This is a genomic window from Streptomyces sp. NPDC031474, assembly GCF_055581185.1.
Genome location: NZ_JBVIJX010000010.1, coordinates 48,323 through 61,601 on the forward strand (window position 1 = coordinate 48,323; position 13,279 = coordinate 61,601).

At 72.6% G+C, this 13,279-nt stretch carries 10 protein-coding genes and 1 pseudogene; 7 read left to right on the forward strand and 4 right to left on the reverse strand.

Translation table 11 applies throughout. From position 1 onward, the window contains the following. Positions 1-28 precede the first annotated feature (28 nt). The 7 genes and pseudogenes from ACZ5SK_RS21770 (at position 29) to dnaK (ending at position 9,165) form a co-directional block, all read left to right on the forward strand. Entirely contained in the window at positions 29-439 is a 411-nt protein-coding gene (locus ACZ5SK_RS21770) for a hypothetical protein (protein ID WP_334575681.1), read from the forward strand. 108 nt (positions 440-547) lie between these two features. Further along, a complete protein-coding gene (locus ACZ5SK_RS21775) occupies positions 548-2,650 on the forward strand; it encodes a phage holin family protein (protein ID WP_468576480.1) in 2,103 nt (700 codons plus the stop codon). A gap of 128 nt (positions 2,651-2,778) precedes the next feature. After that, positions 2,779-3,872: pseudogene (locus tag ACZ5SK_RS21780) on the forward strand (ATP-binding protein). Further along, the gene (locus ACZ5SK_RS21785; protein WP_468157010.1) at positions 3,869-5,665 is read left to right on the forward strand and encodes a vWA domain-containing protein; all 1,797 of its coding nucleotides are present in this window, start codon (positions 3,869-3,871) and stop codon (positions 5,663-5,665) included. The pseudogene ACZ5SK_RS21780 and the gene ACZ5SK_RS21785 overlap by 4 nt, the downstream one beginning before the upstream one ends. Before the next feature lie 76 nt (positions 5,666-5,741). Continuing rightward, complete coding sequence (locus ACZ5SK_RS21790) at positions 5,742-6,170, forward strand: OsmC family protein (protein WP_334575677.1); 429 nt, start codon at positions 5,742-5,744, stop codon at positions 6,168-6,170. A 238-nt stretch (positions 6,171-6,408) separates the two neighbouring features. Continuing rightward, entirely contained in the window at positions 6,409-7,167 is a 759-nt protein-coding gene (locus ACZ5SK_RS21795; protein ID WP_457493972.1) for a glycerophosphodiester phosphodiesterase family protein, read from the forward strand. An 84-nt stretch (positions 7,168-7,251) separates the two neighbouring features. Then, on the forward strand, positions 7,252-9,165 hold the full coding sequence (dnaK, locus tag ACZ5SK_RS21800) for a molecular chaperone DnaK (protein ID WP_361701861.1): 1,914 nt from the start codon (positions 7,252-7,254) through the stop codon (positions 9,163-9,165). 20 nt (positions 9,166-9,185) lie between these two features. On the opposite strand, the gene ACZ5SK_RS21805 is transcribed toward dnaK, so the two are convergent. The 4 genes from ACZ5SK_RS21805 to ACZ5SK_RS21820 all read right to left on the reverse strand — a co-directional run bounded on the left by ACZ5SK_RS21805 (position 9,186) and on the right by ACZ5SK_RS21820 (position 13,165). Continuing rightward, on the reverse strand, positions 9,186-9,593 hold the full coding sequence (locus tag ACZ5SK_RS21805) for a hypothetical protein (protein ID WP_334575673.1): 408 nt from the start codon (positions 9,591-9,593) through the stop codon (positions 9,186-9,188). Beyond that, complete coding sequence (locus ACZ5SK_RS21810) at positions 9,590-11,326, reverse strand: right-handed parallel beta-helix repeat-containing protein (RefSeq protein WP_468576482.1); 1,737 nt, start codon at positions 11,324-11,326, stop codon at positions 9,590-9,592. The genes ACZ5SK_RS21805 and ACZ5SK_RS21810 overlap by 4 nt, the downstream gene beginning before the upstream one ends. Before the next feature lie 114 nt (positions 11,327-11,440). Beyond that, positions 11,441-12,262, reverse strand: a complete 822-nt coding sequence (locus ACZ5SK_RS21815) for an SAM-dependent methyltransferase (RefSeq protein WP_334575671.1) — start codon at positions 12,260-12,262, stop codon at positions 11,441-11,443. Positions 12,263-12,301: 39 nt separating this feature from the next. Next, complete coding sequence (locus tag ACZ5SK_RS21820) at positions 12,302-13,165, reverse strand: helix-turn-helix domain-containing protein (RefSeq protein ID WP_334575669.1); 864 nt, start codon at positions 13,163-13,165, stop codon at positions 12,302-12,304. Positions 13,166-13,279 lie beyond the last annotated feature (114 nt).

The window sequence follows — 13,279 nt, forward strand, 5'->3', positions numbered from 1 at the left end:
GGCGAAACCCGGAGGTGAGGGGGACGCCATGGGACCGGTGCGGGTCATGCGGGTCACGGCGATCGCGAGTCTGACGCCGCTGGAGGAACTGGACGACGATCCCTTCCTTGTGGACTCCCGCAGCCAGCACGCGATGTGCGCGCGGTGGGCCGCGGAACGCGGCTACGTCGTCGGCCGCGAACTGCTGGTGCGCGGGCTGCGCGCCGACCACTGCGTGCTGTGGGACGGGGTCCGGCCCGGCGTCGACCTGTTCGTCGCGCCGAGCCGCCGGGTGCTGGAGAGCGCGTTGTCGTCCGTGGAGGAATTCTCCGAGGAATGCGCCCGGCGCGGGGTGCGCGTGGAGACGGTCGGCAGCGCCGAGCCCGCCTACGACGCCCAGATGAAGGCCCGGGTGCACCGCCGGCTGTCGATGCCGACGGCCGGCTACGACGGGCGGTAGGCCGGCGGCGACGGCGCCAGTGCTCACGGGGGTGCCTGTCACCGCGATGTGACAGGGTGGAGGGCGGCTCCCGCGGGCGTCGGGGCCGGAACGCGAGGTGTACGGGGCGTGGGTGGGTTGCGGTGGCGGCGTGCCGTCAGCCAGGCCGGGCGGAGCGTCGCGGTGTGGGGAGTCTCCACGCTCACGATGCTGGTGCTCGCGGGGATCCTGCCGGACTTCCGGCTGCAGTCCGCCGACGGCGACAGCGCCACCACCATCGCCATGACCGCGGCCGTCGGCGCCGGCGTGTTCGGTGTGCTGTCGGCGCTGGTCTGGCCGCTGCTGGTGCGTCTCCTGCTGCTCGTCCCGGCGCTCGTCCTGGGCCTGCTGGTGTTCTTCCTCAACGGCTCGCTGCTGCTGCTCGCCCTGCGGCTGAACCCCTCCGGGCAGAGCGAGGCCGCCCCCGAGACCGCCGTCATCGTCGCCGCCGTGATGTCCGCCGTCGCCTCCGCGACGGGCGGCGCCCTGGCCGTGCGCGACGACGACGCCTACCGCCGCCGCCTCTACCGCCTGGCCTACCGCCGCCGAAGAGACGGCCCCGCCTGCCCCGCCACCCACGGCACCGTCTTCCTCCAGCTCGACGGCGTGGGCCACGACGTGCTGGTCACGGCCGTGGGGAAGGGCCTGATGCCGACGGTCGCGAGATGGCTGGGCGGTCCGCCGCCGCAGGGCCACGCCCAGGACGCGGCACACCGCCCCACCCATCGCCTCACCCCCTGGCACACCGACTGGTCCAGCCAGACCGGCGCCAGCCAGCTCGGCATCCTGCACGGCAGCAACCACGACGTGCCCGCCTTCCGCTGGTACGAGAAGGACAGCGGGGAGGTGATGGTCTGCAACCGTCCCACCAGCGCCGCCGAACTCCAGCGCCGCGCCGTCGAACACACCGGGGACGGCGGGCTGCTGTCCGCCGACGGCGCCAGCCGCGGCAACCTCTTCAGCGGCGGCGCCGACGAACAGGCCCTCGTGCTGTCCATAGCCGCCCGCCGGCGCAGCCGGGAGACCCGCTCGCGGTCCGGCTACTTCGCCTACTTCTCCGACCCGGCCAACGCCGTGCGTACCGCGCTGTCGTTCGTCGCCGAGGTCGTCCGGGAGATCGCCCAGTCCACCCGCGCCCGGCTGCGGGGAGAACGGCCCCGGGTCGGCCGCGGCGGCCTCTATCCGTTCGTCCGCGCCTTCGCGACCGTCGTCGAACGGGACGTGGTGGTGGCCGCCGTGATGGGCGACATGCTCGCCGGCCGCACCGCCGTCTACGCCGACCTGGTGGCCTACGACGAGGTCGCCCACCACTCGGGGCCGCTCGGCCGGGACACCGAGCAGGTCCTCGGCCGCCTCGACCGGGCGCTCGCGCTGATCGAGAACGTCGCCGAGCACGCGCCCCGCCCGTACCGGATCGTCGTCCTGTCCGACCACGGCCAGAGCCCCGGCGAAACGTTCCGCGCCCGCTACGGCCTCACCCTCGGCGACCTGGTTCGGGCCGGCTGCGGGCTGCCCGTGCCGCGCAAGGCGGAACGCACCCACAGCGGCGCCGAGGCCCGCGCGGCCGTCCGCGCGGCGCTGCGCCGGCCCGTCGAGGAGGGCGGCGAGCGCCACCGCCCCTCCGGCCGCGGCTCGGAGCCGATCGTGCTGGCCTCGGGGAACCTGGGCCTGATCTCCTTCCCGGACGTGCCGCACCGGATGACCAAGGAGGAGATCGACGCCCGCCACCCCGCCCTGCTGACCACCCTCGCCAACCACCCCGGCATCGGCTTCCTCCTGGTGCGCAGCGAGGAGCACGGCGGGGTCGTCCTCGGCGCGTACGGCGCGGAGATCCCCCTCGATCGACTCGACGGCGACCCCGGCCCGTTGGCCGTCTTCGGGCCCGGCGCGGCCGCCGCCGTACGCCGCACCCACTCCTTCCCGCACACCGCCGACATCATGGTCAACTCCTTCCACGAGCCGGCCGACGGCGAGGTCCTCGCCTTCGAGGAGCAGATCGGCTCCCACGGCGGCCTCGGCGGCGCCCAGGCCAGACCGTTCCTGCTGTCCCCGCTCGCCCTGTCCGCACCCGTCGAGGACGACGAGCAGCTGACCGGCGCGGAGCACATCCACCGGGTCCTGCGCCGCTGGCTGCGCGAGTCGAACGGCCCCCAGGTGCCCCTGGAGACGGCTTCGGAGGAGCACGCGGCCTGACCGGACCGTCGGCTGCGCCACCAGGAAAACCAGGTGACGGCCGCAACCGTCCATTGAGAACCTCGACGGCGAGCAACCACATCCGCGAGAGCGGCGCCGGTTTAGGCGCATAGAAGAGGAGCTTTCCTTTGCAGGCTGCCGTGACCGTCACGCCCTCCCGTGTCCCCGAACTCCTGCTCGGTCTTGCCGTGGTGCGGCCGGTGTTTCTCTGGGGCGCCCCCGGCATCGGAAAGTCCTCCCTGGTCAGGGAGTTCGCCGAGTCGCTGGGGCTGGTGGGGGTCCCCCCACGCCCTTAAGGCAGTGGGGGAGCGTGAGCCTGCTCGGTACGCAGCTCGCGCCCGAGGACCTCATCGGCGTCCCCCAGATCCGCGACGGGCGGTCGGTGTTCTGCCCGCCGGAGGCCATCGCCCGCGACGAGCCGTACTGCCTGTTCCTGGACGAGCTGAACGCGGCCACGCCCGATGTGCAGAAAGCGTTCTACTCGCTGATTCTCGACCGCCGGATCGGCACCTACGAACTGCCGAAGGGCTCGATCGTCATCGGCGCCGGGAACCGGGCCACGGACAACGCGCTCGCCCGGCCCATCGCCTCCGCGCTCGTCAACCGGCTCACCCACGTCCACCTGGAGGCATCCGCGCGGGACTGGCTGACCTGGGCCGCGGGCAACGGCATCCACCCGTGGATACTCGACCACCTCACCGACCGGCCCGACCACCTGTGGTCCAAGCCGCCGAAAACCGAGGAACCGTTCTCGACGCCCCGTTCCTGGCACATGCTCTCCGACGCCCTGCACTCCTTCGGGCGCGATCTCGACGAGGACACCCTCAAGGTCCTCGCGCACGGCACGCTGACGCCCGCCCACGCCACCGCCTTCTGCGGCTACATCAAGATCGTCCGCAGCCGGTACGGCATCGAGGCCATCCTCAAGGGCGAGGCCTCCTGGCCGCACCGCGTCGAGGATCGTGACCTGCTCTACTACCTCGCCGACTCGTTCCGCGGCCGACTGGTCAAGGAGCTGCCGGCCGTCAAGGAACGCATGTCGGCGAACGGCCGGCAGACCGCGTACCGCGCCAAGTCGCTGCTCGTGCAGCTCGCCGAGATCTCCGTCGAGGTCGCCCAGACCGTCATCGCCTCCGACGCCGACGGCAACCCCGTGCTGCCCGCCTGGTTCCTGGTCGAGGCGGCCCGCGACATGCCCCGCCTGGTGGAGGCCCGCCGGTGAACCGTGAGGCCCGTGAGAAGAAGAAGCGGGACCTCGCCACGGAGTCGTTCGAGTTCGGGGTGGCGCTGCTGCGCCAGAACCCGGCGCTGGCCGCCATCGAGTTCGACACCTGCCGCCGCGAGGGGTGCGGCCTGGCGCCCCGCGACGGCCTCGTCCGCGCCGACTCCAACGGCGTCCTGCACGCCCACCCCACCCGGATCGCCGACGTCGGCCACTGGGCCTGGTCCCTCGCGCACGCCGCCCTGCACCTCGGCTTCGGACACCTCCCGGCGTCCAAGGAGGCCCGCCCGCAGCCCGACCGGTACGAGCTCGCCGCCCGCTGCGCCGTCGTCAACCGCTTTCTGCTGACGTTCCGCGTCGGCACCACCCCGGACGACCTGCCGCCCTCGTACCCCGGCGGCGACGAGGAACAGCTCGCCGCCCGCTGGCGGCGCACCGGGCTCCCGGCCGCCTACGCCCACTGCGGCACGGCAGGGACGGCCGCCGACCAGCTGCTGGTGCCATGGCCCTGGTTCGGACGCCGGACGCCGGACTGGCCGCTGGCGTTCGCGACCGCCCTGACCCGGACCGTGTCCGCCGCGATGGACATGGCGGGCGGCCGCCGCGACTCCCTGGACGGCGCGCCGCCCGTCCAGCGCCCCTGGGAGCGCGCGCTGAGCTGGTTCGTCTCGTCCTACCCGCTGCTCGGCGGCCTCGCGGCCGGCATCAAGCTGGTCGCCGACGCCGAACTCGCCCGCGCCCACGGCATCTCCGTCGCCGCCGTGAACGCGGAAGCCGGGGAGATCTACCTCAACCCGCTGCGGACGTTCGACGACGAGGAGTGGCGGTTCGTCCTCGCCCACGAGATGCTGCACGCCGCCCTGCGTCACGGCGACCGCTGCGGCACCCGCGACCCCTACCTCTTCAACGTCGCCTGCGACTACGTCATCAACGGCTGGCTGCGCGAGATGCAGGTCGGCGTCATGCCCGAAGGGCTGCTGTACGACGCGGAGCTGGCGGGCCTGTCCGCCGAGGAGGTGTACGACCGCATCACCGTGGACCTGCGCCGGATGCGGCGCCTGGCCACCCTGCGCGGCAAGGGCCTCGGCGACATCCTCGGCGGCCCGCTCGGCCCGCCCGGCGACTACGTCGACCTCGACGGCTTCTACCGCCGCGGCCTCGCTCAGGGCCTCGACCTGCACCAGCGGCAGGAACGCGGCTTCCTGCCCGGCGGGTTGGTGGAGGAGATCCGCGCGCTCAGCCATCCGCCGCTGCCCTGGGACGCCCGACTCGTCCGCTGGTTCGACGAGTTCGTGCCACGCCCCGAGCCGCTGCGGACGTACGCCCGTCCCGCGCGTCGGCAGGCCTCCACCCCCGACATCCCGCGCGCCGGCCGCTGGTTCCCGCCCGAGGAGACAGCTCGCTGCACGTTCGGCGTCGTCCTGGACACCTCCGGCTCCATGGACCGCACCCTCCTCGGCAAGGCGCTCGGCGCGATCGCCTCGTACGCCGAGGCCCGTGACGTCCCGGCCGCCCGGGTCGTGTTCTGCGACGCGGCCCCGCACGACGCGGGCTACGTGCCGGTCACCGAGATCGCCGGCCGGGTCCGGGTGCACGGACGCGGCGGTACGGTCCTGCAACCAGGCATCGACCTGCTGCACCGCGCCGACGACTTCCCGCCCGGCGCGCCCCTCCTCGTCATCACCGACGGCTGGTGCGACACCCTGCGGGTGCGGCGCGAGCACGCCTACCTGATCCCACAGGGCCGTCACCTGCCGTTCACCGCGCAGGGGCCGGTGTTCCGGGTGCGGTGAGGCGGAGTGTGATCGGATGGGGGCCGGGGACCCGGAAACGGGTCCGCCCGCCAGCCTCCACGCGAAAGGAAGAAACGTGGCCACCACGCGCTCCGCACACACCGTCTGGGAAGGCAACCTGCTCGAGGGCAACGGTGTCGTGTCCTTCGACTCCTCCGGCGCCATCGACCCGCAGCCCGTGACGTGGGCCTCCCGTTCCCAGGAGGCGAACGGGAAGACCAGCCCCGAGGAGCTGATCGCGGCCGCCCACTCCAGCTGCTTCTCCATGGCCTTCTCGCACGCCCTCGCCGGCGCCGGCACCCCGGCCACGAAGCTCGTCGCCTCGGCCGACGTCACCTTCCAGCCGGGTGAGGGCATCACCGGCATCCACCTGAGCGTGGAAGGCACGGTGCCCGGCCTCGACGAGGAGGGCTTCGTCGCCGCGGCCGAGCAGGCCAAGGTCAACTGCCCGGTCAGCCAGGCCCTCAAGGCCGTCCCGATCACCCTGTCCGCCAAGCTCGCCTGACCCACCCGCACCACGGCCCGGGGCGCAGCCGCCATCCCGACCCCCTGCGCCCCGGGCCCCTGCGCCTTCGTCGGTTCCGTGCGGAGCTCGACGGTGCCGAAACGGCCGACTGCGGCGCGCCGGCCGCCGCTCCCGTACGCTCCTCAGCGACCCCCGGCGACGCCCGGTCCGTCCTGAGGCCGTCGTCCCCGTACCCCGGTACCCCGTACCCCGTCCGCCGTCCGGGAGCTGAGTAACTGTGCCACCGCGCCCCGCCGTCTCCGCCCACCGCGGCGGCTCCGAGCGCTACGAGGCCGCCACCCGGGAGGCGTACGAGGACGCGCTCGCCTCCGGAGCGGAGTACGTCGAGTTCGACGTCCGGCGGACCGCCGACGGCGTCTACGTCGTCCACCACGACGCCCGGGCCGGCCGCGGCGGACCGCCGCTCGCCCGGATCACCTACGCCGAGCTGTGCGGACGCGCCGGAAACACCGTTCCCGTCGTCGAGGACGTGATGACCCTGGTCGCCGGGAGACTCGTCGCCCACCTGGATCTGAAGGAAACCGGTTACGAGCGGGAGCTCGTCGACCGGGCGGTCGCCCTGCTCGGCCGGGACGGCTTCGTCGCCACCTCCCTGGAGGACGTTTCCGTCGCCGCGATCACCCGGGCCTTCCCGGGCGTGCGCACGGCCCTGTCGCTGGGACGCGACCGCAAGGAGGTGGGGGCAGCACGCCTCGCGGGCACCCGGGCGAGCGAGCTGTTCCCGATGCGGCGGCTGCGGGCCTGCGGGGCGCACGGGGTGGCCGTGCACCAGCGCCTCGCCCGCGCCACAGTGCTGCGCCGGGCGGCCAGGCACCGCCTCTTCACCATGGTGTGGACGGTCAACGACGACCCCGGGCTGCGGACGTTCCTGGCCGACACCCGGGTGGACGTCCTGGTCACGGACCGGCCGCGGCGGGCCGTGGAGCTGCGCGGGGAGCTGCATCGGACGCTGCCGACGGGGCACCTGTCCCATTGACAGCCGCAGCTTCAGGTCCTGTCCTGGAGGTACGGGTGGCTTTCTGCTCCCTGGGCGGGCAGCCCTGGGCGGAAGGGGACAGCGATGGGACGTCCGGTCGGAATCGATCTCGGGACCACGAACTCGGTGGTGGCCGTGCTGGAGGGCGGCGAGCCCACCGTCATCGCCAACGCGGAGGGTGCGCGGACCACGCCGTCGGTGGTGGCCTTCGCCAAGAACGGGGAGGTGCTCGTCGGTGAGGTCGCCAAGCGGCAGGCGGTGACCAACGTCGACCGCACCGCCCGCTCGGTCAAGCGGTACATGGGCGACGCGCACTGGCGCTTCCCCGAGCAGGAGGCCGCCGACAGCATCGACGGCACCCGCTACCGCGCCCAGGAGCTCTCCGCGCGCGTCCTGCAGAAGCTGAAGCGGGACGCCGAGGCCTACCTCGGAGAGGACGTCACCGACGCGGTGATCACCGTGCCCGCCTACTTCGACGACGCCCAGCGGCAGGCCACCAAGGAGGCCGGGGAGATCGCGGGCCTGAAGGTGCTGCGGATCATCAACGAGCCGACCGCCGCCGCCCTCGCCTACGGCCTCGACCGCGGCGAGGAGCAGACGGTCCTCGTCTTCGACCTCGGCGGCGGCACCTTCGACGTGTCGCTCCTGGAGATCGGCGACGGCGTCATCGAGGTCAAGGCCACCAACGGCGACACCCACCTCGGCGGCGACGACTGGGACCAGCGGGTCGTCGAGTACCTGGTGAAGAAGTTCAAGGGGCAGCACGGCATCGACCTCGGCAATGACAGGATGGCGCTGCAACGGCTGCGCGAGGGCGCCGAGAAGGCCAAGATCGAGTTGTCGTCCTCCTCGGAGACGACGATCAACCTCCCGTATGTCACGGCCTCCGCCGAAGGTCCGCTCCACCTCGACGAGAAACTGACGCGCGCTCAGTTCCAGGAGCTCACCGCCGACTTGCTCGACCGCTGCAAGCAGCCCTTCCATCAGGCGGTCAAGGACGCGGGCGTGAAGCTGTCCGCGATCGACCATGTCATCCTCGTCGGCGGATCGACCCGGATGCCCGCGGTGACCGAGCTGGTGAGGGAGTTGACCGGCAAGGACCCGCACAAGGGCGTGAACCCCGACGAGGTCGTGGCCGTCGGCGCCGCCCTCCAGGCCGGTGTGATCCGCGGCGACGTCAAGGATGTCCTGCTCCTCGACGTCACCCCGCTGTCCCTGGGCATCGAGACCAAGGGCGGCATCATGACCAAGCTCATCGAACGCAACACCACGATCCCCACCCGGCGTTCGGAGATCTTCACCACGGCCGCCGACAACCAGCCCTCGGTCGGCATCCAGGTCTACCAGGGCGAGCGGGAGATCGCCGCGTACAACAAGAAGCTCGGTGTCTTCGACCTCACGGGCCTGCCGCCGGCTCCGCGTGGGGTGCCGCAGATCGAGGTGGCCTTCGACATCGACGCCAACGGGATCATGCACGTCTCCGCGAAGGACCTGGCCACCGGCCGCGAGCAGAAGATGACCGTGACCGGCGGCTCGGCGCTCCCCAAGGACGACATCGACCGCATGATGCGCGACGCCGAGCAGTACGCGGAGGAGGACCGCAGGCGCCGGGAGGCGGCCGAGACCCGCAACCAGGCCGAGCAACTCGTCTACCAGACCGAGAAGTTCCTCCGGGACAACGAGGAGCGGGTGCCCGCCGAGACGAAGGGGGAGGTGGAGTCGGCGGTCGCGGACCTCAAGGCCCTGCTGGAGCGCGACGCCGACACGGGCGCCCTGCGCGAGGGCGTGGACAAGCTCTCCTCGGTCAGCCAGCGGATGGGCCAGGCCATGTACGCGCAGGCCCAGCAACAGCCGGCCGAGGGGGCGGCCGGGGACACCGCCGGGGAGCGCACCTCGTCGTCCGCGTCGTCGTCCGCCTCGTCCCGGGACGACGAGCAGGTCGTCGACGCGGAGATCGTCGACGACGACGAACGCGACACCAGGGGCGGGGCGGCCTAGGGCACTCCCCGGCGCTCGGCTCAGACGAGGCCGGCCAGGCCGTGGATCGCCGACTGGGCCCACTCCTGCGTCCCCGCCGCCGTTCCGGCCGCGAGGCCGGTCGCGACGGGGGCGAGGGCTCCCCTGAGCAGGGTCACGGCACGGCGGAGCCTGCCTGGCTCGGGGGCCTGCGGGCCGGTGATCTCCGCGAGGACCTCCTGGGCCGCGCTCTCGGTGTCCTCGCGCTCCCGGTCGCCGAGGCCGGCCCCGGGCAGTTGCCGGAGCAGGTCGGCCACCAGCGTCGCCAGCGCCTCGTAGCCGGGGGCGACCGCGGTGTTGAGCTGCTGGTTCTGGTTGACCGTCTCGTTGTTCCAGGAGATCTGGGAACCCGACACGTTCCCGTGGAACACCGGACCGTCGTAGTGGTGCACCTGCTGCGGTTCGCTCATCGGTCGACTCCGTCCTGATCGCTCTGATCGCTGTGATGGGTCTGCTGCTGGACGACGCTGTGGTTGCCCCATGCCACCTGGATGCCGTGGACATCGCCGTGGAAGACCGGCCCGTTGAAGATCTGGACGATCGACGGGGGAGGCGTGGCCGGCGGTGTGCTCTTGTCCATGATCGGAAGGGATGTCCGCAGCGCGACCAGTTCGACGCTGCCGTTGTCCCGTACGGCCTTGCCCTTCGTGCCGGTGACGGAGCAGTTCACCAGCCGGCCGCCGGCCGCGTCGTCGAAGCTCGCCCCGAAGGACCCGCAGTCGTCGAACCGGCTGTCGGCGACGTCCAGCAGCGCGGAGTCCTTTCCGGCGATCCCGAAGGACGCGGAGCCGGTGACGGCGAGGTTCCTCGCGACGAGCCTGGACGTGCCGTACGCGATGGCGCCGCCCGAACTCACCGCCGTGGCCTCGCAGTCGTGCAGATGCAGCTGGGCCTCCTCGCCGACGCCGAAGCCCAGCAGCCCGCGGTGCGCCGAGACGTTTCTGAGGGTGACGCGGGACTGACCGAGCACGGCCACGGCGAGCATGTCGAAGTCGCTGAACGTCGTGTCGGTGAGCTCGGCCGTCGTACCGCCGTTGTCCCGGGTCTCCAGGCCGAACGGGCAGCGTTCCACCCGCAGGTGCTCGAACACCGCCTTGGACTCCTCACGGACCCGCAGGGCCAGGTTGGTGTGGTCCTCGACGCCGATGCGGGTGAAGGTGCCCCGGGCCTTGTCGGTGACGGCGATGCCGACGTTGCCTCGCGAGATGCGGCAGTCGCTCACCCGTGGGGCGCCGCCCCGTGTCGACAGCACACCCACGTTTCCCGCGCCGTGGATCTCGCAGTGCTCGAACGTGCCCCGGCCCGACTCCTGGACGTGGATGCCGGTGTCGCGGCAGTCGGCGAACACACAGCCGCGCACTAAGGGGTCGGCGCCGCTCGCCACCAGGATCCCGTTCTCGGCGTCGGTGACGCGGGTGTCGACCACGGTGCCCCGGGACTGTTCGATGAACGCGAGCGCCGCCATCTGGACGGCGTCGACCGTGCAGTCCTCGACGATCAGTTCGGCCCGGGTGTCCGCGATGACGGCGGCCTTCTCGGTGCCGGTGACCTCGCACCCGGTGAGCCGTGCCCAGGCGTCGCTGACGCGCACGCCGTGGATGCGGCTGCCGTCGATCCGCGTGCCCCGGACGGTGACCCGGGCGCCCTCGATCACCGCGATCGCGTTGTCGGCGGCGTCGGCGAACCGGCACCGCTCGACGTGCCCGGTGGAGCCGGCGAACACGGCTCGCCCGAACAGGAACTGACTGTCCGTCAGTAACATGGACGTGCCCGGTCGCGCATGCGCGCAGACCCCGTTGTGCGCCCGGATCTCCGTCCGGTCGAGGGTGAGGGATCCGGTGCGGCAGTCCACGACTCCGGCGTCGGCGTCCCGGCCGACCAGGACGAGGCCGCGGACGACGGCCGGTCCGAAGGCCTCGAGCACGGTGCCCCGGGGACGGCTCACCACCACCGAGCCGGGCTCACCGAGCGCGACCAGCTCGATCTCACCCCGCAGGGCGAGGGGGAGCGGTTCCTGGTAGTGGCCGGGCGCGATCTCGACCCGAGCGGCCCGGCCCCGCCCGGCCGCGGCACGCAGCGCGGATCCGATGTCGGGGTGGGCGCCACGACCGCCGTGCGGTGAGACGACGTACTTCTTGACCATGACCGCCCCCGCAGCACCCGCCCGTGCAGAATCGTTGACTCCCGGTCACCGATGCTACCGGAGCGGGGCAGCCGCGTCGGGTGGGCACCGAGTGGCCGCGCAGCCACAAGCGGCTCATCTCTTGCGCGCGACCCCGGCGTACACCGGCACGATGCCCTCCGCCTGGGCCGCCACGTCCTGGGGTTCCGGTCGCCAGCCGGAGACCGGGATCGCGCCCGGGCCGAGCAGCTCCAGGCCCTCGAAGAAGCGGGAGAACCCGGCGAGGGAGCGGGGGTGGAAAGGGGTGCCGCTGCGCCGGAACTGCTCGGCGGCCCTTTCGACGGCCTCGGGGCTCAGATCGGGTGTGACCTGGGAGAGGATCAGCCAACTGCCCGGGGCGAGGGCGGCCACGTATCTCTTCAGCAGGCCGTACACGTCGTCGCCGGCAAGGTCCTCGCCCAGGTAGTGCGTGAGCGCCACCAGCGACAGGGCGACCGGCCGCGTGAGGTCCAGGGTGTCGGCGGCCCGGTGCAGCAGCGCGTCGGGGTCGCGGACGTCGGCGTGCACGTACTGGGTGGCGCCCTCGGCCGAGCCGCGCAGCAGCGCCTCCGCGTGCCGCAGCACGATCGGGTCGTTGTCCGCGTACACCACCTTGCACTCCGGGGCCACGCCCTGCGCCACCTGGTGCAGGTTGGGCTCGGTGGGGATGCCCGTGCCGATGTCCAGGAACTGGCGGGTCCCGGCCTCGGCGGCCACCCGCACGGCCCGCTGCATGAACCGGCGGTTGGCCCGCGCCCCGCGCACCACCGTCCCGTCCACGGCGAGGATTCTGCGGGCCAGCTCCTCGTCCACCGGGTAGTTGTCCTTGCCGCCCAGCCACCAGTCGTACACCCGGGCCGGATGCGGCCGGCTGGTGTCGATGGGGACGGTGGCCTGCTCTGCCTCGGATCCGGTCATGCGGTCTGCTCCTGGCGGGTGGGAGGAGGACGGCCGAACTCAGTGGCCTGCGCGGGCGTCCCGCAGGATCTCCTTGGTGCGTGGCGCGGACGCGGCGTGCGTCGTCATGTGGTCGAGGACCTCCAGATGCGCGGAGACCTCCTTGCGGTCGTCGAGGTACAGCGCGCCGGTCAGATACTCGGTGACGACCATGTCGGGCAGCTCGGGCTCGGCGAACCGGAACAGCGAGAACGGCGCGGACGTGCCCGGGTGCGGACCGGCCGCGAACTCGGCGATCTGCAGGGTGATCCGGTCGCGCTCGGCGAACTCCACGAGCCTGTCGAGCTGTTCGGACATCACGGACGCGTCCACGCTGACCGGGCGGCGCAGCACCGTCTCGTCCATCACCACCCACAGATGGGGCGGGTCGGCGCTCTCCAGCAGCTGCTGGCGCGCCATGCGCAGCGACACATGCCGCTCGATCGTCTCCGGGGTGGTGCGCCCGACCGTCCCGGCCTCCAGCACGGCGCGTGCGTAGTCCTCGGTCTGCAGCAGCCCGGGCACGAAGTGCGGCTCGTAGGAGCGGATCAGCCGGGCCGCGCCCTCCAGGCTCACGTACAGGCTGAACCACTCGGGCAGCACGTCGTGGAACCGCTGCCACCAGCCCGGCCGGTTCGCCTCCTCGGTGAGCGCGACGAACGCCTCTGCCTCGTCCTCGGGGACGCCGTACGTCTCCAGCAGCACCTGCACATAGGGGACCTTCAGCGCGACGTCGGCCGTCTCCATGCGCCGTACGGTCGCGGGCGCCACGCGCAGGGCGCGGGCCGCCTCCTCGCGGCCGAGGCCGGCCGCCTCGCGCAGTTCCTGCAGCCGCCTGCCCAGTACCACCTGGCCCACGGTGGGTGCGGGCCGTCGCTCACTCACCCCACGTCTCCCCTACGCGTCGAGGCACGCGGGCCAGTGTGCCACGTTCCGACGCCGGTCACACCGGAACGGACTCGAACGTTCATCTGAGTCCGCCCTCCGGCACGGCCCCCT

Coding starts and splice junctions, on each gene's coding strand:
- ACZ5SK_RS21815 (WP_334575671.1), bottom strand. CDS start 12,262: ATGACCGGATCCGAGGCAGAGCAGGCCACCGTCCCCATCGACACCAGC.
- ACZ5SK_RS21805 (WP_334575673.1), bottom strand. CDS start 9,593: ATGAGCGAACCGCAGCAGGTGCACCACTACGACGGTCCGGTGTTCCAC.
- ACZ5SK_RS21770 (WP_334575681.1), top strand. CDS start 29: ATGGGACCGGTGCGGGTCATGCGGGTCACGGCGATCGCGAGTCTGACG.
- ACZ5SK_RS21810 (WP_468576482.1), bottom strand. CDS start 11,326: ATGGTCAAGAAGTACGTCGTCTCACCGCACGGCGGTCGTGGCGCCCAC.
- dnaK (WP_361701861.1), top strand. CDS start 7,252: ATGGGACGTCCGGTCGGAATCGATCTCGGGACCACGAACTCGGTGGTG.